The organism is Streptomyces radiopugnans (genome assembly GCF_900110735.1).
Classification (GTDB): domain Bacteria; phylum Actinomycetota; class Actinomycetes; order Streptomycetales; family Streptomycetaceae; genus Streptomyces; species Streptomyces radiopugnans.
In genome coordinates, this window is sequence record NZ_FOET01000005.1 from 64,593 (window position 1) to 81,724 (window position 17,132).

Annotated in this window: 20 protein-coding genes; 6 read left to right on the forward strand and 14 right to left on the reverse strand. The window is 73.6% G+C overall.

Annotation, left to right across the window (positions count from 1 at the left end; translation table 11 throughout):
• Positions 1–76: 76 nt before the first annotated feature.
• The 6 genes from ygfZ to BMY40_RS12600 all read right to left on the reverse strand — a co-directional run bounded on the left by ygfZ (position 77) and on the right by BMY40_RS12600 (position 5,361).
• Positions 77–1,048, reverse strand: a complete 972-nt coding sequence (gene ygfZ, locus BMY40_RS12570; protein WP_093658750.1) for a CAF17-like 4Fe-4S cluster assembly/insertion protein YgfZ — start codon at positions 1,046–1,048, stop codon at positions 77–79.
• Positions 1,049–1,057: 9 nt separating this feature from the next.
• Positions 1,058–1,546 carry a Fur family transcriptional regulator gene (locus BMY40_RS12575; RefSeq protein WP_093658752.1) on the reverse strand — a complete coding sequence of 163 codons (489 nt, stop codon included), beginning with the start codon at positions 1,544–1,546 and terminating at the stop codon, positions 1,058–1,060.
• An 82-nt stretch (positions 1,547–1,628) separates the two neighbouring features.
• On the reverse strand, positions 1,629–2,213 hold the full coding sequence (locus BMY40_RS12580; protein ID WP_093658754.1) for a heme-binding beta-barrel domain-containing protein: 585 nt from the start codon (positions 2,211–2,213) through the stop codon (positions 1,629–1,631).
• Between the two features lie 366 nt (positions 2,214–2,579).
• Positions 2,580–3,527 (reverse strand): hypothetical protein, encoded by a 948-nt coding sequence (locus BMY40_RS12590; protein WP_093659161.1) that lies wholly within the window; start codon positions 3,525–3,527, stop codon positions 2,580–2,582.
• Positions 3,528–3,535: 8 nt separating this feature from the next.
• A complete protein-coding gene (locus BMY40_RS12595; protein ID WP_177213984.1) occupies positions 3,536–4,459 on the reverse strand; it encodes a hypothetical protein in 924 nt (307 codons plus the stop codon).
• Positions 4,456–5,361, reverse strand: coding sequence for a hypothetical protein (locus tag BMY40_RS12600; protein ID WP_281250767.1), 906 nt, complete (start codon positions 5,359–5,361; stop codon positions 4,456–4,458). The genes BMY40_RS12595 and BMY40_RS12600 overlap by 4 nt, the downstream gene beginning before the upstream one ends.
• Positions 5,362–5,481: 120 nt before the next feature.
• Between BMY40_RS12600 and BMY40_RS12605 the strand changes: the two genes are divergently transcribed.
• The gene (locus tag BMY40_RS12605) at positions 5,482–5,844 is read left to right on the forward strand and encodes a DsrE family protein (RefSeq protein WP_093658756.1); all 363 of its coding nucleotides are present in this window, start codon (positions 5,482–5,484) and stop codon (positions 5,842–5,844) included.
• 142 nt (positions 5,845–5,986) lie between these two features.
• On the opposite strand, the gene BMY40_RS12610 is transcribed toward BMY40_RS12605, so the two are convergent.
• The 7 genes from BMY40_RS12610 to BMY40_RS12640 form a co-directional block, all read right to left on the reverse strand.
• A complete protein-coding gene (locus BMY40_RS12610) occupies positions 5,987–6,274 on the reverse strand; it encodes a DUF1416 domain-containing protein (RefSeq protein WP_093658758.1) in 288 nt (95 codons plus the stop codon).
• A 55-nt stretch (positions 6,275–6,329) separates the two neighbouring features.
• Positions 6,330–7,175: a sulfurtransferase gene (locus tag BMY40_RS12615; protein WP_093658759.1), complete on the reverse strand. Its 846-nt coding sequence runs from the start codon at positions 7,173–7,175 to the stop codon at positions 6,330–6,332.
• A gap of 167 nt (positions 7,176–7,342) precedes the next feature.
• On the reverse strand, positions 7,343–7,426 hold the full coding sequence (locus BMY40_RS29150; RefSeq protein WP_369126573.1) for a putative leader peptide: 84 nt from the start codon (positions 7,424–7,426) through the stop codon (positions 7,343–7,345).
• 249 nt (positions 7,427–7,675) lie between these two features.
• Complete coding sequence (locus tag BMY40_RS12625) at positions 7,676–8,362, reverse strand: LmeA family phospholipid-binding protein (RefSeq protein WP_093658761.1); 687 nt, start codon at positions 8,360–8,362, stop codon at positions 7,676–7,678.
• A gap of 235 nt (positions 8,363–8,597) precedes the next feature.
• Entirely contained in the window at positions 8,598–9,749 is a 1,152-nt protein-coding gene (locus BMY40_RS12630; protein ID WP_093658763.1) for a hypothetical protein, read from the reverse strand.
• On the reverse strand, positions 9,746–10,012 hold the full coding sequence (locus BMY40_RS12635; protein WP_093658765.1) for a MoaD/ThiS family protein: 267 nt from the start codon (positions 10,010–10,012) through the stop codon (positions 9,746–9,748). The genes BMY40_RS12630 and BMY40_RS12635 overlap by 4 nt, the downstream gene beginning before the upstream one ends.
• 12 nt (positions 10,013–10,024) lie before the next feature.
• On the reverse strand, positions 10,025–11,038 hold the full coding sequence (locus tag BMY40_RS12640; protein ID WP_093658767.1) for an alpha/beta hydrolase: 1,014 nt from the start codon (positions 11,036–11,038) through the stop codon (positions 10,025–10,027).
• A 125-nt stretch (positions 11,039–11,163) separates the two neighbouring features.
• Between BMY40_RS12640 and BMY40_RS12645 the strand changes: the two genes are divergently transcribed.
• From BMY40_RS12645 to BMY40_RS12665, 5 genes are all read left to right on the forward strand, one after another.
• The gene (locus BMY40_RS12645) at positions 11,164–11,976 is read left to right on the forward strand and encodes a response regulator transcription factor (protein ID WP_245770047.1); all 813 of its coding nucleotides are present in this window, start codon (positions 11,164–11,166) and stop codon (positions 11,974–11,976) included.
• Positions 11,977–11,999: 23 nt separating this feature from the next.
• Entirely contained in the window at positions 12,000–13,025 is a 1,026-nt protein-coding gene (locus BMY40_RS12650; protein WP_093658769.1) for a LacI family DNA-binding transcriptional regulator, read from the forward strand.
• A 158-nt stretch (positions 13,026–13,183) separates the two neighbouring features.
• The gene (locus BMY40_RS12655) at positions 13,184–14,200 is read left to right on the forward strand and encodes a S1C family serine protease (protein WP_245770048.1); all 1,017 of its coding nucleotides are present in this window, start codon (positions 13,184–13,186) and stop codon (positions 14,198–14,200) included.
• Between the two features lie 22 nt (positions 14,201–14,222).
• Positions 14,223–15,029: a response regulator transcription factor gene (locus tag BMY40_RS12660; protein ID WP_093658773.1), complete on the forward strand. Its 807-nt coding sequence runs from the start codon at positions 14,223–14,225 to the stop codon at positions 15,027–15,029.
• Positions 15,026–16,438, forward strand: coding sequence for a sensor histidine kinase (locus tag BMY40_RS12665; protein ID WP_093658775.1), 1,413 nt, complete (start codon positions 15,026–15,028; stop codon positions 16,436–16,438). The genes BMY40_RS12660 and BMY40_RS12665 overlap by 4 nt, the downstream gene beginning before the upstream one ends.
• Positions 16,439–16,631: 193 nt before the next feature.
• Here BMY40_RS12665 and soxR read toward each other — a convergent pair whose 3' ends face one another.
• The gene (gene soxR, locus BMY40_RS12670; RefSeq protein WP_093658777.1) at positions 16,632–17,084 is read right to left on the reverse strand and encodes a redox-sensitive transcriptional activator SoxR; all 453 of its coding nucleotides are present in this window, start codon (positions 17,082–17,084) and stop codon (positions 16,632–16,634) included.
• Between the last annotated feature and the right edge of the window lie 48 nt (positions 17,085–17,132).

Consider the following 17,132-nt stretch of genomic DNA (forward strand, 5'->3'; position numbering starts at 1 on the left):
TATGCACCCGACGGTCCGGTGCGCGCCCCGGCGTACCACTTCCACTTTCCGGGCCGCACCGCCCGCCGGGGCACGCTCACGGCTCGACGACGGTCTCCTGGGCCGCCGCGGTGTCGCCCGCGAGCAGCTCCGCGTCCACCGGGACGTTCCGCTTCACCAGGGCCAGGGCGATCGGGCCCAGTTCGTGGTGGCGGGCCGAGGTGGTGACGAAGCCGAGCTGCCGCCCCTCCTCACCGTCCTTCGCCAGCCGCACCGGGGTGCCGTGGCCGGGCAGGTGCACCTCGCTGCCGTCCAGGTGGAGGAAGACCAGCCGGCGCGGCGGCTTCCCCAGGTTGTGGACGCGCGCCACGGTCTCCTGGCCCCGGTAGCAGCCCTTCTGCAGGTGGACGGCCGTGCCGATCCAGCCCAGCTCGTGCGGGATGGTGCGGTGGTCGGTCTCCAGGCCCAGCCGCGGCCGGTGCGCCTCCACGCGCAGTGCCTCCAGCGCCAGTACGCCGACCGCCGGGCCGTGGGCGGCGGCGTAGGACTCCAGCTCGCCGCGCGGCAGGAACAGGTCGCGCCCGTACGGCGTTTCGCGGACGACGACGCCCTCGGGCACCTCGGCGATGGAGCCCGCCGGGAGGTGCACCACGGCGTACTCGGCCGTGGCGTCGGCGACCTCGACCCGGTAGAAGAACTTCATGCTCTCCAGGTAGGCGATCAGCGCTTCCTGGGTGCCCGGCTCGACGTGCATCCAGACCGTGGCGCCGTCGTCGACGAGGTAGAGCGCGTGCTCGATGTGGCCGTTGGCGGAGAGGATCAGCGCCTCGGTGGCGCGGCCGGGCTCCAGCTCGCTGACGTGCTGGGTGATCAGCAGGTGGAGCCAGCTCAGGCGGTCCTCGCCGGTGACGGTGACCACGCCGCGGTGCGAGAGGTCCACCAGTCCGCCGCCGTCGGCGAGCGTGCGCTGCTCGCGGAAGAGGTCGCCGTAGTGCGCGGCGACGCCTTCGTCCGGCGCCTCGGCGGGGACGGCGCCGGGCAGCGACAGCAGGGGGCTCTTGTACGACATGCGGCCAGCCTACGACCCGGCGCCGTCCGCGCTCTCGTCCGCGCCCCCCTCGACGCCCTCCTCCGGGTCCCTTCCCGGGGGTTTCCCGGCGCAGTCGCGGCAGCGGCCGAAGATCGCGAAGTGCTTCATGTCGGTGTCGAACCCGAACCTCTCCCGCAGCCGGCCGGTGAAGTCGGCGGCGAGCGCGATGTCGGCCTCGATCACCGTGGTGCAGTCCCGGCACACCAGGTGCATGTGGTCGTGCCGGTCGGCCAGGTGGTACGTGGGAGCGCCGTGGCCCAGGTGGGCGTGGCTGACCAGCCCCAGTTCCTCCAGCAGCTCCAGCGTGCGGTAGACGGTGGAGATGTTCACGCTCCCCGCCGTGCGCCGCACCTCGGCGAGGATGTCGTCCGGAGTGGAGTGCTCCAGCTTGTCCACGGCTTCCAGCACGAGCTGGCGCTGCGGCGTCAGCCGGTATCCGCGTCTGCGTAGGTCGCTCTGCCAGTCGGTGCTCACCACAGTGGCCAGTGTATGAGGACCGCGTGCGGAACGGGCCGTACGAGGAAAGGGAACGGCGGCCCGGGAGGGGCCGCCGCGCGCGTCACTTGAAGAAGGCGATCCCGTCGTCCGGGAGGTCCTTGAGGTCCTTGGCCCACTCGCGCGGGTCGACGACCTTCTTCAGGTGCGCCGACATGTACGGGCGCAGCGGGCGCTCCGGGTCCGGGGTGGCCAGCTCGCCGACCCACATCAGGTCGCCCTTGACGTAGCCGTACAGCCGCTTGCCGCCGGAGTACTCGCCGGCCGAGGACAGGCGGGCGAAGGCGTCCGTGGCCAGGTCGATCTGCGGCTTCTGCTCGGCCATCTCGCCGTGCCAGACCTCGACGATGCCCCGGTCGCGGACCATGACGACCTCGACCCGGCGCTCCGCGTCGATCCTCCAGTAGCCGCTCTCGCTCTCCAGCGGGCGGACCTTCTCGCCCTTGTCGTCCAGCTCCCAGGTGCGCGAGACGTACTCCAGGAAGTTCCGGCCGTCGTGGGAGAAGGTGACCTCCTGGCCGAAGTTGCACTCCCCGCGGCCCGGGCCCTGCTCGTTGTCGAGGGCGGCGACGCCCGCGCCCGCCCAGTCGCCGAGGAGGAACGCGAGGGGGACGAGGTCCGGGTGGAGGTCGGACGGAATCTCGATCATGGGATGCTCAGACGATCTGTCGAGGGCGTGTGGTCTGCGGTGCGGTGCCGCCCGGGCTGTCGGGGCGGGGTACGGGCCGGTCCGAGGATCAGCGCTGGCCCTGGTAGAGCTTCTTCACGGTCAGGCCCGTGAACGCCAGGACGCCGACACAGACCAGGACCAGCAGGGCGGTGAAGAATGCCTCAAGCACGGGAGCGCTCCTCGGGGGCTCGGCACGGACGTACGGGCCGGTGGGCGGCCCGCCGACGAGTCTAGTCGGCCCGTGGCGGGGCGGTGCTGTGAGGTGCGCCGCCCCGCCGCGGAGCCGGTCGAGGAGGGCTCCGGGAGCCGGGCCAGGGAGCCCGGCCAGGGAGCCGGCCCGGGAACTCAGCCCAGGAGCTGGGCCTGGAGGATCACCGTCTGCCGGAACGGCACCGCGGGAGCCGTCCCCTTCCGGGACTGGACGATCAGGGCCACGGTGTCGCCGGCGAGCAGGTACGCGTGGCGGGTGTGGACCTCGCCGCGGAGCTCCGGCTCGTCGTACACCTCGATCTCGACGTTCTCCGGGGCGGTCTCCGGCGGCCAGCTCTCGTCCATCTTCGACTCCGGGGCCTCGGCCAGGGGCAGGCCCGGCACCAGGCCCCCGTACAGCACCTCGGCGTGGAGGTCGCTCGCCACGGCGCCGCTGTTGAACCGCAGCAGGTGGACGCTGGTGCGGGTGCCGTCCGGCATGACCCAGCCGCGGGCGGCGATGTGCCGTACGGAGTCGTCCGCCAGCCGCTGCCGCAGCTCGTCGCGGTCGCCCTTCTCGTAGAGGCCGGTGTAGTCCCCGACCGTGGCCCAGCCGCCCTCCGACGGGGGAAGCCCGCCGTCCTCCCCGCTCTTCCCGGCGTCCTCGGCCTCCTCGGCCCCCTCGGGCAGGGGGATCAGCAGCTCGCGCAGGTCGGCGTGGTGAACCTCCCCCTCGTTGCCCTGCGCGAACGGGCGCGGGGAGCCGGAGGGGAGGGCGGGCAGGGCGAGCCGCGGGTAGTCCCAGCGCCCGTCGCTCTCGGTGGCCAGTCCCGGCACCTCGTGGCGTTCCAGCCGCGTGATGCCGTAGGCGGTGCCCGCGCAGAACACACCGAAGACCGCCACGGCGGCCGTCCAGCGGCCGACGGCCCGCAGGATGCGGGGCGACGGACGGCGGCGCTTCGGCGGCGCGGCCGGAACGGGTGCGGGGGAACCGTGCGGCGGGGAAGGCACGGCGGCCGCCGGCGGGTCCTCCGCCGGGCTCGCCGCCGGTACGGGCGAATGCGGCGGGACGGCGGGCGCGGTCGGCTCCTGCCGGTCTGTCACGGACTCTGTCATACGTACTCTCCCGGGGACACCAGGTGGTCGAGCTGGTCCTTCAGCAGTTCCGCCGCTTCCTTCTCGGGGAAGGGCTCGACGCCGTCGACCCGGAACGAGATCAGGTACTCGTCCTGGTAGGCGGTGCAGAACATCGCCTCCAGCTCCGAGTCGCCGTCCTCGGGCGGCAGGAAGCACCGAGCGTTCTCGTGGCCCTTGATCCTGGGGCCGTCGCGGAAGACCGACAGGGCGTCGGCCAGCTCGGACTGGAAGGTGCTCAGGTCCTTGACGCCCTTCTCGTTCTTCATGCGCGCGAGCTGGATCTCGGCCGTGAACCGGTTGTCGTAGGGCGTGTACGTGCGCATCACGATGCCCTGGAGACGCAGCTTCTCCACGTACTCGCGGTGCCGGCGGCGCTCCTTGCTCGGCAGTCCCTTGCCTCCCTCGCGCAGCAGTGCCTGGGCCTGCCTGCCGCTCAGTTCGGTGTCGTTGCCGAACTCGGAGACGTCCGGGCCGAGCCGGAAGTCCTCGGGGACGGGCAGCAGCTTCCTGCGCAGCTCGCCGTCGGTGCGGCCTTCCCGGAGGTCGGGCACCGGATCGTCCTCGGAGGGGGCCTTCGCGGGCTTCTTCCAGATCTTCGTGGGGGCCGAGACGTCGGCGCCGTCCACGGTGGCCTTGGTGTAGGCGAGTCCGCCGCCGGCCGCGCCGAGCACCAGGGCGGCGGACAGCAGGGGGACGAGGACGCGGCGGAGCCGGCCCCTCCCGCGCGGACCGGCGTCCTGCGGGCCGTCCGGGGCCGCCGTGGCGGGGGGCGCGTCCGGGACGGTCCCCGTGCCTGGCGCGGTCCCCGTGTCCGGGACGGTCCCCGTGTCCGGGGCGGTGGGTGCGGTCGGCGGATCGGCCGGTGCGTCCGCGGTGTTCCGGTTCTCCTGGTCGCTCACAGCCGCTCCAGCTGCCGCTCGGCCAGGGACCTGATGTCGCGCTCGGCGATCGGCTTGGTGTCGTAGATCCAGATGTCCATCATGATGTCGCCGCGCTGGGCGATGGCCCGGGCCCGGTACATCGGGAGGTAACCGGGCCTGCGGTCGGGCCGGTCGAAGGTGTAGTAGCGGCCGTTGCCCGACCCCTTCAGCGCGGAGCCCTCGTTGCCCGCGTGGCTGTCGAAGGACATGTACGACTGCTGGTTCTCGGTGTGGTCGAGGGCGGACCGGCGCTTCTCCTCGCGGAACTGCACGAGCCTGACGCTCACCGTGCGCCGTGCGCTCGGACGCCAGGCCGCGGTCGCGATGCGGCGCAGGTTCTCGTCGGCCAGGTAGGTGAACATGCGGCTGGGACTCTCGAACTGCCGGGCGTAGCCGGACAGCGAGAGCCAGCCGTCCGACTCCGACTTCATCTCCGACTCGCGGGCTCCCTTGGGCCGGTCCAGGAGCAGCTTGCGCAGATCGCCGTCCGTGCGGACCCGCCGGTCCTCCTCGGCGGTGAGGGGCTCGGGCCCCTCGCCTTCGGGCAGCGGCTTCTTCGGGTACGACAGCTCCGCCTGGGACAGCGGGGGCAGCGGGGTGGGCGCGCGGTCGGCCTGGACGGTGTAGCCGCCCGCGAGTCCGCCGACGGTGCCGAGCAGGGCGGCGCAGGCCAGCAGCAGGGCCGTACGGCCGCGGTGGTGCGGCCGGTCCTGGACGTGCGCCGCGGGCGGCGCATCCGCCGGGGGCGGTGGCGGAGGGCCGGCCGGGAGGGCCTGCGCGGCCTCTGCTCCGGCCTCCGGCACGGGCGCGGCCTCCCGCGCGGGCTCGGGCTCGGGTACGGACTCGGGAGGTTCCGCCGGTCGCGGCGGGAGCGTGGACATGAGATCTCCTCACACGTTTGTCAGTTCGCTGACAAGACCGTGGGGGAGAAGGTTGTGCCCGCGCCGATCACGATCGGATTGCGGTACGCGCCAGGGACTACCGTGGTCCGCATGGCAGCTGTGTCGAAGAAGCTCGTGATCAAGGTGACGGCCGGGGCGGACGCGCCCGAGCGGTGCTCGCAGGCCTTCACGGTGGCGGCGGTGGCCGTGGCCAGCGGGGTGGAGGTGTCGCTCTGGCTGACCGGGGAGTCGGCGTGGTTCGCGCTGCCGGGCCGGGCGGCGGAGTTCGAACTGCCGCACTCCGCGCCGCTGCCCGAGCTGCTCGACGGCGTCCTGGCGGGCGGGCGGGTCACCCTGTGCACCCAGTGCGCGGCGCGGCGCGGGATCGAGGAGAAGGACGTGCTCGAGGGCGTCCGCATCGCTGGGGCCCAGGTGTTCGTCAGCGAGATCACGGGCGAGGGCGTGCAGGCCCTCGTCTACTGAACACCCACCGGATGCCCGCTCCCGTCCGGACGCCCGCGTCCGGACAGGACGGAGGCCGTGCCCCGCGCAAGGTGTCCAACCCCGGGGCACGGCCTCCATACGTCATACGGCCGTCGGCGGCCGTCGTGCGGCCGTCACGCGGTCACACCGCGATGGGGACCTCCACCAGGCCGCCCTGCTGGGCGACGACGGTGCGGTCCGCGCTGCCGCCCGGGACCAGGGCGCGCACGGTCCAGGTGCCCTCGGCGGCGTAGAAGCGGAACTGGCCGGTGGCGGAGGTGGGGACCTCGGCCGTGAACTCGCCGGTGCTGTCCAGCAGCCGGACGTACCCGGTGACGGGCTCGCCGCCGCGGGTCACCTGGCCCTGGATCGTCGTCTCACCGGGCTTGATGGAGGAGGCGTCGGGGCCGCCTGCCTGTGCTCCGCACATGTCGGGTGCTCTTCCTTCCGGAACGAGGAGTTGGTGTGGCGGTGGAGCGGAGGGCTCAGGCGCTCTTGCCGTCGCCGAGCTCGATCGGCACGCCGACCAGCGAGCCGTACTCGGTCCAGGAGCCGTCGTAGTTCTTGACGTTCTCCTGGCCCAGCAGCTCGTGCAGGACGAACCAGGTGTGGGCGGAGCGCTCGCCGATGCGGCAGTAGGCGATGGTGTCCTTGGACAGGTCCACACCCGCCTCCTGGTACAGCTCCTTCAGCTCCTCGTCGGACTTGAAGGTGCCGTCGTCGTTGGCCGACTTCGACCACGGGATGTTGCTGGCGGTCGGGACGTGGCCCGGACGCTGCGACTGCTCCTGCGGCAGGTGGGCGGGGGCGAGCAGCTTGCCGCTGAACTCGTCGGGGGAGCGGACGTCCACCAGGTTCAGCTTGCCGATGGCCTCGACGACGTCGTCGCGGAAGGCGCGGATCGACTTGTCCTGCTCCTTGGCCTTGTACTCGGTCTTCGCGCGGGTGGGCACCTCGGAGACCAGCTCGCGGGCGTCCAGCTCCCACTTCTTGCGGCCGCCGTCGAGGAGCTTCACGTCCTGGTGGCCGTAGAGCTTGAAGTACCAGTAGGCGTAGGACGCGAACCAGTTGTTGTTGCCGCCGTAGAGGACGACGGTGTCGTCGTTGGAGATGCCCTTCTCGGACAGCAGCTTCTCGAAGCCCGCCTGGTCGACGAAGTCACGGCGGACCGGGTCCTGGAGGTCGGTCTTCCAGTCGATCCGGACGGCGTTCCTGATGTGGTTCTTGTCGTAGGCCGAGGTGTCCTCGTCCACCTCGACGATGACCACCTTGGGGTCGTCGATGTGGGCCTCGACCCAGTCGGCGTCGACCAGGACGTCACTGCGGCTCATGTCTCTCCTCCGGAGGGCAGGTACTACAGGGTGTGCGGTGCGGTGGACGTGCGTGCGGCGGCGCGGGGCGCCGACGGGCGCGCACGGGGCTGTACGCCGCGGTGGCGGGGGACAGCGGGGCGGTGTGCGGCTGCGGTCCGGGCTGCGAGGGCGCCGAGAGCCGGCCGTCAGACGACGGCGCGACAGAGCATGGCGGCGACACGGCAAAGATCGACTGCCCGTCGCTTCGTGAGATCCGCCTGTCGCTTCATGGGGCCGATCGTAGGGACGGAGGGGCGGGCGTGTCACCGTAGTTCCATATTATGAGAAAGCAGCGCCCGGAATGTGAGATGAAGGGGGAGTCGGGGAGCCCGTCCGGACGGACGTGCGGATGTCCGGGAGGGGATTTCTGAGAGGCGGACGCGGACGTCTCGGAGAGTGGACGGACCGGGCGGTCCGCGAACGGCACGGTGCCGGCCGGGTGCCGGTCGGGTGCCGGTCGGGCGCCGGCCGGTGAGGCGTCAGCCGGCCAGGTTCACGTTCGAGCCGCCCAGGTGCAGCACGACGCCCTTCTCGTCCACCTCCGCCTTCTCCAGCTTCAGCCCCGCGGGAAGGCCGGTGATCTCCAGCTTCCGGTCTATCTGCGCCCGCACGACGTCCTCGGCCACGGGCAGGTCGGGGAGGTCCTCGGCGTGCAGCGCGACGGTGTCGCCGTCCTCCACCTCGACCGAGCTGTGCAGGGTGAGCTCCACGAGGGTCAGGTTCACATCCAGTCTGACCTGGTTCCTCGCGGCCCGCTCCGCGCCCGCGTAGGCGAGGGAGGCGCCCTTCGTGCCCGCCTCGGTCAGGTCCTGGTAGCTGATCCGCGCGCTGCCGGCGGCGCGGTCGGCGACGGCGGAGGAGAAGTTGTCCTCCAGCCGCACGTCGCTGAGGCGCACGTCCACCTCGGTGACGTCCACGTCGCGTCCGCCGACCTGGACCGTCAGCCCGTTCATCGTGGCGTCCACCGACTCCAGCTCCTTGCCCACGACCTGGGTCAGGAAGGGGAAGCCGTGGATCTCCACGGCGGGCCGCTCGTTCAGGCCCCTGGAACTCTGGACCTTCTCGGCGACCTTGTCCTCGGCGAGGTTCACCGCCAGCCGGTCGGCGCCTACGAACAGGCCGCCGAAGAGGACGAGAAGTCCCAGCAGGGCTTTCAGTGCGCGCATCGTGGTGGTCCCCCCAGGGTGGCCGGGTGCGGTCGGGTCGGTCGGACTGTTCGCGCTGATCGGTCCGGTCCGGTCGGTCCGGGCCGATCGGACCTGGCTGATCGGGCTGCTCGGTTTGATCGACGCCGACAGAAGCCGATCGGGTTCCGGCGAGCCTAACCCGCGGTGCCCCGCGACAGTTCCGCACCACGGGCCGTGCGGGGCCGCGCCGGGTCCCGCCCGGCGCGGCGCGGCCCTACGCCAGCGCCCTGCCGAGCAGGTAGACCGCCGGCACGGCGGCGGTCAGCGGCAGCGCCACACCGGCCGTCATGTGGACGAAGCGGGAGGGGAAGTCGTAGCTCGCCACCCGCAGCCCGATCAGTGCGCACACCCCGGCCGCCGCCCCCAGCACCGCGCCGGAGCCGCCCAGGGAGGTGAACTCCCCGGCCGCGACACCCGCGCCCGCGGCGGCCGACAGCGACACGACCACGGAGACCGCCTGCGGCAGCGGCAGCGCCCGGGCGAGCGCGGCGGCCGCCACGGCGAGCGCGCCGACCGTCACCGCGTCGGGCTCGGCGGCCAGATGGCCGGCGGCGATCACGGTGAGGGCGGTGGAGGTGACCCCGGCCGTCAGGGCGTACAGGCGCTCGTCGGGCGAGGAGTGGTTGCGCAGCTGGAGGACGAGGACGAACAGGACCCACACCCCGAGCGTGCCGATGACGACGGCCGAGGCGTTCCCGGCGCCGAGCGCCAGCAGGGCGACGTCCGCGGTGACGCCCGCCAGGAAGGCCAGCGCGATGCCCTGCCGCGCCGGCCACATGCCGTTGAGCCGGAACCAGCCCGCGGCCGTGACCGCCTGGAGCAGCACCACGGCGACCGCAGACACCGGGCGGGAGACCTGGACGGTGGCCGCGAGCAGTACGGCCAGGAGGGCGGTGAGGGCGGCGGGCGCCAGGCCCGGCGCGATGATCGGGCTGCCGGTACGCCGCGGAGCGGCGGAGGGGGTCTCGGCGGTGGAAGCGGCGGCCGGGGCCTCGGTGGTGGCGGTGGCCGCCGCGCCCGGCGCGGCGGCCGCGCCGTCCCGCTCCGGGGGCAGGGGCCCGGGGCCGGGGTGGTGGGGCGGCGCGGGGACGTCGGGGACGCCGTACGGGTCCTGGCCCGGGGCGGCGTACGGGCCGGGCTGCTGGTACTGGCCGTACTGCTCGTACTGGCCGTACTGCTCGGGCCGGTGGCCGTACCCGCCGTACGCCTCCTGCCCGCCGTACTCGCCGTACTCGCCGTACTCGCCGTACGCGGGGCCTGCGGGGGCGGCCGAGGAGTCGTGGCCGTGGCCGTGACCGTGGTCGTAGCCGTAGGGGCCGGGCTGCGAGCCGTACGGCTGCCGGGGCGGGTACTGCTGGTCGGTCATCTGGAGCCTCCCGCGAAGGGGGGAAGCACCTCGACGGTGCCGCCCTCGGTCAGTCGGACGAGTCGGTGGTCGCGCTTGCCGACCGGTTCGCCGTCCACCAGGAAGGAGCACAGGCCCAGCACCCGGTCGAAGTCCGGCCGGCCGGCGTGCCGCAGGCGCGCCTCGGCCAGCGCTTCGGCCAGTGTGTGGGCCTCGTATCTCTCCTCGGTGATCCCGGCGGCGGCCTTGGCCGCGGCCCAGTAGCGGATCATGCCGCTCGGCATCGTGTGTCCCTCTCAGCCGTCCGTCGTGCCGCCACCATGATGGCGCGGCGCCCGCCCGGCCCGCGCCGTCGCCCAGGAGGCGATCCGCTCCAGCAGCTCCGGGGGCGCGGCGTTCTCGGCGTGTCCGAAGCCGCGCTCGATCCACAGCTCCGTGTACGCCGGGTCGGCGGCGTCGAGCAGCGAGTACGGGTGGTCCAGCGGGAAGTAGGCGTCCCGGTCGCCGTGCACCACCAGCAGCGGGGTCGGGGCGATCAGCGGTGCGGCCTCCACCGGCGACAGCGGCACCGGGTCCCAGTCCCGGTGGTGGATGCGGGTGCGCAGTCCGTAGCGGGAGACCAGGCGCCCGGCGGGGTGCTGGATCGCCCAGTGGACCCGCCGCATGGCCGGGGTGCCCCGGTAGTACCAGCGGGCGGGGGCGCTCACGGCGACGACCGCATCGGTGTGTGCGTCCGTGCGCCCCCGGTGCATCCTGTGCGCTGAGTCACCGGGGCCGGCCCCGCCGTCCGGACCGGCACCGTGCGCCGTGCCGGCCGGCTCCGCCCGGCAGAGCGCCGCGTGCCGCAGCACCACCGAGCCGCCCATCGAGAAGCCCGCCGTCACCACCGCGGAGTGCCCCAGCGAACGCGCCCAGCGCACCGCCGCGGCGAGGTCGAGCACCTCCCGGTCGCCGACCGTGGAGCGCCCGCCCGAACGGCCGTGCCCGCGGAAGGAGAACGTGATCACGTCCGCATGCCGGGCGAAGACCTGTGACACTCGTCGCACCGCGGGCCGCTCCAGCGAGCCGGTGAAACCGTGCGCGACGACGATCGCCAGGCCCCGCCCGGCGGCCCGTGCCGCGCCCTCGTCCCGGCCCGCGGAACTCCCGTCGCGGGGCTGGTAGCAGGCGTCTATGCCCACCCCGTCGTCGGTCCGCAGCCGTGTCCGCAGGGGCGTGCGCGAAGGCGCCCGCTCCCCCGTGCGCCCGGCACCCTGGGTGACCGTTCCGCCACGGAAAAGTCCCTCCGCGCCCTCCGCGTCCTCGCTCATGTGGGATATTGTCGATGACGAGAAGGATCCGGGCAGCGCCGCCCCCGGGTCCTTTCGTGCTTTCGGAGCGCAGTACGAAGCAGTGCCGCCACACGCCCCACGGGGCCGGGGAAGGACTCGACGTCATGAGCTCGCTACTCCTGCTGACCAACGCCCTCCAGCCATCGACCGAAGTCCTGCCCGCGCTCGGCCTGCTGCTGCACAACGTCCGTGTGGCCCCGGCCGAGGGCCCGGCGCTGGTGGACACCCCCGGCGCCGACGTCGTCCTGATCGACGGCCGCCGCGATCTGCCTCAGGTGCGCTCCCTGTGCCAGCTGCTGCGCTCCACGGGGCCGGGCTGCCCGCTGATCCTGGTGGTCACCGAGGGCGGCCTCGCGGCCGTCACCGCCGAGTGGGGCGTGGACGACGTCCTGCTGGACACCGCGGGGCCGGCCGAGGTCGAGGCACGGCTGCGGCTGGCCACCGGGCGGCGGCAGATCGCCGGCGACGACGGCCCGGCGGAGATCCGCACCGGCGACCTGTCGGTGGACGAGGCCACCTACAGCGCCAAACTCAAGGGACGCGTACTCGATCTGACCTTCAAGGAGTTCGAGCTGCTGAAGTACCTGGCGCAGCACCCCGGCCGGGTGTTCACCAGGGCGCAGCTCCTCCAGGAGGTGTGGGGCTACGACTACTTCGGCGGCACCCGGACCGTCGACGTCCACGTACGGCGGCTGCGGGCCAAGCTCGGCCCGGAGCACGAGTCGCTGATCGGGACCGTGCGCAACGTCGGATACCGCTTCGTGCTGCCGGAGAAGAAGGAGCCGACCGCCGAGGAGCGCAAGGCGCGCAAGGACGCGAAGGCGACCGTGGACGCCGCCGAGAGGATGGCGCAGGACGCGGCGAACGGCGTGGCCGGGGACGGGCGGAAGACCGCCGCTCGCCGGGGAGGGAACTGAGTCGGCGCGCGTAGACTTCCGCTGTGGCGAAGGTGACGCGGGACGATGTGGCGAGACTGGCGGGTACGTCGACCGCGGTCGTCAGTTATGTGATAAACGACGGGCCGCGGCCGGTCGCGCCGGCGACCCGCGAGCGCGTGCTCGCCGCGATCAAGGAGCTGGGGTACCGGCCGGACCGGGTCGCGCAGGCGATGGCGTCGCGGCGCACCGACCTGATAGGGCTGATCGTCCCCGACGCCCGGCAGCCGTTCTTCGCGGAGATGGCGCACGCGGTCGAACAGGCCGCCGCCGACCGCGGGAAGATGGTGCTCGTCGGCAACTCCGACTACCTCGACGAGCGCGAGGTGCACTACCTGCGGGCCTTCCTCGGCATGCGGGTCTCGGGCCTGATCCTGATCAGCCAGGGCCCCAGTGAGCGCGCCGCCGCCGAGATAGAGGCGTGGGACGCGCGCGTGGTGCTGCTGCACCGCAGGCCCGAGGCGATCGACGACGTGGCCGTCGTCCTCGACGACATCGGCGGCGCGCAGATGGTCACCCGGCACCTGCTGGAGCACGGCCACGAGTACGTGGCCTGCCTGGGCGGCGTGGAGTCCACCCCCGCCTACGGGGACCCGGTGACCGACCACGTGGAGGGCTGGCGCCGGGCGATGAAGGAGGCCGGCCGCTCCACCGACGGCCGTCTCTTCCAGGCCCCCTACAACCGCTACGACACCTACCGCGTCGCCCTCGACCTGCTCGCCGGCCCCGACCGGCCGCCCGCGCTGGTGTGCGCCACCGACGACCAGGCCATCGGCGTGCTGCGCGCCGCCCGCGAGCTGGGCCTGGACGTGCCCGGCGAACTGGCGGTGGCCGGGTTCGACGACGTCAAGGAGGCGGCGCTGACCGATCCGCCGCTGACCACGGTGGGCTCGGACCGCGAGGCGATGGCCCGCGCGGCGGTGGACCTGGTGCTGGACGACGGGGTGCGGGCGACGGGGTCGCGGCGCGAGCGCGTGCGCCAGTTCCCGTCGGGGCTGGTGGTGCGCCGCTCCTGCGGGTGCGGCGGCTAGACGGGAGCCGGCGGGGGTCCCGGCCGGACTCCGGTCCCCGGGCTCCGGTCCGCGGGGCTCCGGTCCGCGGGGCTTCGGAGGATCCCCGGGGACGGTTCTTCCCCGGGTTTCAGCCCGCCCTCATGAAGTTCTCATTCCGGGCGCGCACGGTTGTGTGCATGAGCGACCACGAGACGAACCGCGCGTACCCGCCCCGCCCTCCGTACGAGCTCGCCGCCCCCGGGGCCACCGCCCCTGAGGCCGCAGCCCCCGCACCTCCGCAGTCCGTCCCGCAGCCCGAACCCGGCACCGCCCCCGGAGCGCACGCCCGGCGGCGGGCGGGCCGCCCCGTCGGGCTGCTGGCGGCCGTGGCCGTCGTGGCCGCCGCGGTCGGCGGCGGCACGGCGACCCTGGCCGGCGAGGCGTTCGGCGACGGCGCCGCGCCCGCCGCCACCTCCTCCGTCCTCGGAACCAACGCCGCCGACACCGGTACCGGCGTCGCCGAGGTCGTCAAGGCCGTCGCGCCCGGCGTCGTGGAGATCGGCGCCTCCTCCCGCTCCGGCTCCGCGACCGGATCCGGCGTGGTGATCTCCGAGAAGGGCGAGATCCTCACCAACAACCACGTCGTCTCCGGCGCCACCGAGATCGAGGTCACCTTCTCCGACGGCGGCACCGCCCGCGCCGAGATCGTCGGCACCGAGCCCGACCTCGACATGGCGCTGATCCGGGTCGAGGACACCGACGGCCTCACCCTCGCCCCCGCCGAGCTCGGCGACTCCGACGCCGTCCGCGTCGGCGACCGGGTCATCGCCTTCGGCTCGCCCCAGGGCCTGTCGGGCACGGTCACCAGCGGCATCGTCTCCGCCAAGGACCGCGAGGTCACGGTGGAGAGGACGGAGGAGGACGCCCGGCCGAGGGACGACTGGGCCTGGCCCTTCGAGTTCGACGGCGACCGGTACAACGGCGACCTCGGCTCCGAGACCACCACCTACCGGGCGATCCAGACCGACGCCTCACTCAACCCCGGCAACTCCGGCGGACCGCTGGTCGACATGGAGGGCCGCGTGATCGGCGTCAACTCGGCGATCCACAGCAACGCCTCCACCGCCGCCGAGGCGGGCAGCGTCGGCCTGGGCTTCGCCGTACCCGTGAACGACGTGAAGGAGATCCTCGACGACCTGCGCGCCGACGGATGAGGTGAGTGCGACACTCCCCACCATGACCACCGCCTCCGCCTCCTCCGCCACGCCCCACCCCGCCCCGCCCGCACGCGTGCTGGTCGTCGACGACGAGCCGGCCGTACGGGAGGCCCTGCGCCGCAGCCTGGCCTTCGAGGGCTACGAGACCGAGCTCGCCGCCGACGGCCTGGAGGCGCTGCGGCAGGTGGAGGCGTACCGCCCCGACCTGGTGATCCTGGACGTGCTGATGCCGCGCATGGACGGGCTGACCGCCGCACGGCGGCTGCGCGCGAACGGGGTGACCGTCCCCGTCCTGATGCTCACCGCCCGCGACACCGTCGGCGACCGCGTCACCGGCCTGGACGCGGGCGCGGACGACTACCTGGTCAAGCCGTTCGAGCTGGACGAGCTGCTGGCCCGCATCCGCGCACTGCTGCGCCGCAGTTCCTACGCCCGCGAGCAGGCCGGCGCCGAGGAGACCGAGGTGCTCTCCTTCGCCGACCTGCGCATGGACCTCACCACGCGCGAGGTGACCCGCGGCGGGCGGCCGGTGGAGCTGACGCGGACGGAGTTCACGCTGCTGGAGATGTTCATGGCCCACCCGCGGCAGGTCCTCACCCGCGAGCAGATCCTCAAGGCCGTCTGGGGCTTCGACTTCGAGCCCTCCTCCAACTCCCTGGACGTGTACGTGATGTACCTGCGCCGCAAGACCGAGGCGGGAGGCGAGCCGCGCCTGGTGCACACCGTGCGCGGTGTCGGCTACGTCCTCCGGGACAACGCGGGCGCCGGTCCCGGCACGGCACCGGGCACGGCACCCGGTCCCGCACCGGGGGAAGCGCGCCCGTGACGTCCCGGCTCAACTCCCTGCCGCTGCGCTCGCGCCTGGCCCTGCTGGTCGCGGTGGCCGTGGCGGTCGCGGTGGCGGCGTGCTCGCTGGCCGCCTGGCTCCTGGTGCGGGAGCAGCTCGTCGACTCCCTCGACGACGCGCTGCACGCCAACCGGGTGCCCGACAGCCGGCTCATCGACCTCGTCCGCGCCGGGCAGTGCCGGGCGGTGCCGGAGGAGGAGCGGCTGGACACCCCCAATCCGTTCGACTCCACCGTGCAGCTCGTGGACCGCGACGGCGACAGCTGCATGGCCTTCGGCGAGCGGCCCCTGCCGGTCTCCGCCGCGGACGTGGCCGTCGCCCGCGGCGAGCGTGCGGAGGCCCTGCACACCGTCACCGCGGGGGGCGAGGAGTACCGCGTGCTCACCACCCCCCTGCGCGGCACGGACGCCGCCGTGACGGTGGCCCGTCCGATGGCCGAGATCGACCAGAGCCTGGACACCCTCGCCCTCGTCCTCGGCCTGGTCGCCGCCACCGGCGTGCTCGGCGCGGCGGGCGCCGGCGTCCTGCTCGCGCGCGCCGGCCTGCGCCCGGTGGACCGGCTGACGGACGCGGTCGAGCACGTCGCCCGCACCGAGGACCTGGCCGTCCGCATTCCCGTCGAGGGCGACGACGAGATCGCCCGCCTGTCGCGCTCCTTCAACGCCATGACCGCAGCCCTGGCCACCTCCCGCGACCTCCAGCAGCAGCTGACCGCCGACGCCGGGCACGAGTTGCGCACCCCTCTCACCTCGCTGCGCACCAACATCGACCTGCTGGTGCGCAGCGAGCAGGCCGGCCGCCCGCTGCCTCCGGAGGACCGCCGGGAACTGCTGGAGTCGGTGCGCGCCCAGATCGGCGAACTGGCCTCCCTCATCGGCGACCTCCAGGAGCTGTCCCGGCCCGACGCGGCGCCCGCCGGCGGGCCGGTGGAGATCGTCGGACTGCACGAGACCGCCGAACGCGCCGTGGAGCGCGCCCGGCTGCGCGGCTCGGACATCACCATCACCCGCGATCTGGCCCCCTGGTACGTACGGGCCGAACCGGCCGCGCTGGAGCGGGCGGTGGTCAACCTGCTGGACAACGCGGTGAAGTTCTCCCCGCCCGGAGGGACGATCGACGTCCGCCTCGACGGCTCCACCGGCACCCTGCGCGTACGCGACCGCGGCCCCGGCATCCCCGAGGACGAACTCCCCTACGTCTTCGACCGCTTCTGGCGCTCGCCGTCCGCCCGCAGCCTCCCCGGCTCGGGTCTGGGCCTGTCCATCGTGGCCCGCACGGTCCGCCGCAGTGGCGGCGAGATCGCCCTCCACCCGGCCCCGGGCGGCGGCACGGAGGCCGTCCTGCGCCTCCCGGGCGCACCCGCGCCCCCGCCGGACCCGCCGCCCTGACGGGGCCGGAGGTCCGGCGGCGCTGCGCGCCGGGTGGACCGGGACCGTGCTGCGGGCGGGCAGGTGCGTTCCGGCGGAGAAGCGGAGAAGCCGCCGACCACCGACCGGAGCCGGACACGGCGGGAGCCGCTGGAGCCGGCCGGGAGCACGCCCGGCCGTACGCGGTCCCCGTCGGGGTTCCGCCGGCCTCCCGTCAGCCTCCGGTGAGACGGCTGCCGCTGTGGGCGGCGCCGTACGCGTCGTGGGGGTTGGTCAGGGCGCAGCGGTCGAGGGAGAGGCAGCCGCAGCCGATGCAGTCGGTCAGGTCGTCGCGCAGCTCCTCCAGCTGCCTGATGCGGGTGTCGAGGTCCGCGCGCCAGCACTCGGAGACGCGCGCCCAGTCCTCCCGGGTGGGCGTGCGGTTGTCCGGCAGCAGCCCCAGCACCGTGCGGATCCCCTCCAGGGAGATGCCCACACGCTGCGAGGCGCGGACGAACGCGACCCGGCGGAGGGTGTCGCGGCTGTAGCGGCGCTGGTTCCCGCTGGTCCGGCGGCTGTGGATGAGCCCGTTGCGCTCGTAGAAGCGCAGGGCCGAGGTGCTGACACCGCTGCGTTCGGCCAGCTGGCCGATGGTGAGCTCTTGGGCCTTCCAGGAAACGGGCGGCATGGATCCCAGACTACTGGACTTGAACCTTTGTTCAAGTTGCACTCTGTG

Excerpts from the sequence above, each read along its gene's own strand:
- BMY40_RS12645 (WP_245770047.1), top strand. The coding sequence starts at position 11,164 with ATGAGCTCGCTACTCCTGCTGACCAACGCCCTCCAGCCATCGACCGAA.
- soxR (WP_093658777.1), bottom strand. The coding sequence starts at position 17,084 with ATGCCGCCCGTTTCCTGGAAGGCCCAAGAGCTCACCATCGGCCAGCTG.
- BMY40_RS12625 (WP_093658761.1), bottom strand. The coding sequence starts at position 8,362 with ATGCGCGCACTGAAAGCCCTGCTGGGACTTCTCGTCCTCTTCGGCGGC.
- BMY40_RS12655 (WP_245770048.1), top strand. The coding sequence starts at position 13,184 with ATGAGCGACCACGAGACGAACCGCGCGTACCCGCCCCGCCCTCCGTAC.
- BMY40_RS12660 (WP_093658773.1), top strand. The coding sequence starts at position 14,223 with ATGACCACCGCCTCCGCCTCCTCCGCCACGCCCCACCCCGCCCCGCCC.
- ygfZ (WP_093658750.1), bottom strand. The coding sequence starts at position 1,048 with ATGTCGTACAAGAGCCCCCTGCTGTCGCTGCCCGGCGCCGTCCCCGCC.
- BMY40_RS12615 (WP_093658759.1), bottom strand. The coding sequence starts at position 7,175 with ATGAGCCGCAGTGACGTCCTGGTCGACGCCGACTGGGTCGAGGCCCAC.
- BMY40_RS29150 (WP_369126573.1), bottom strand. The coding sequence starts at position 7,426 with ATGAAGCGACAGGCGGATCTCACGAAGCGACGGGCAGTCGATCTTTGC.
- BMY40_RS12635 (WP_093658765.1), bottom strand. The coding sequence starts at position 10,012 with ATGCCGAGCGGCATGATCCGCTACTGGGCCGCGGCCAAGGCCGCCGCC.
- BMY40_RS12600 (WP_281250767.1), bottom strand. The coding sequence starts at position 5,361 with ATGTCCACGCTCCCGCCGCGACCGGCGGAACCTCCCGAGTCCGTACCC.
- BMY40_RS12610 (WP_093658758.1), bottom strand. The coding sequence starts at position 6,274 with ATGTGCGGAGCACAGGCAGGCGGCCCCGACGCCTCCTCCATCAAGCCC.
- BMY40_RS12640 (WP_093658767.1), bottom strand. The coding sequence starts at position 11,038 with ATGAGCGAGGACGCGGAGGGCGCGGAGGGACTTTTCCGTGGCGGAACG.
- BMY40_RS12630 (WP_093658763.1), bottom strand. The coding sequence starts at position 9,749 with ATGACCGACCAGCAGTACCCGCCCCGGCAGCCGTACGGCTCGCAGCCC.
- BMY40_RS12580 (WP_093658754.1), bottom strand. The coding sequence starts at position 2,213 with ATGATCGAGATTCCGTCCGACCTCCACCCGGACCTCGTCCCCCTCGCG.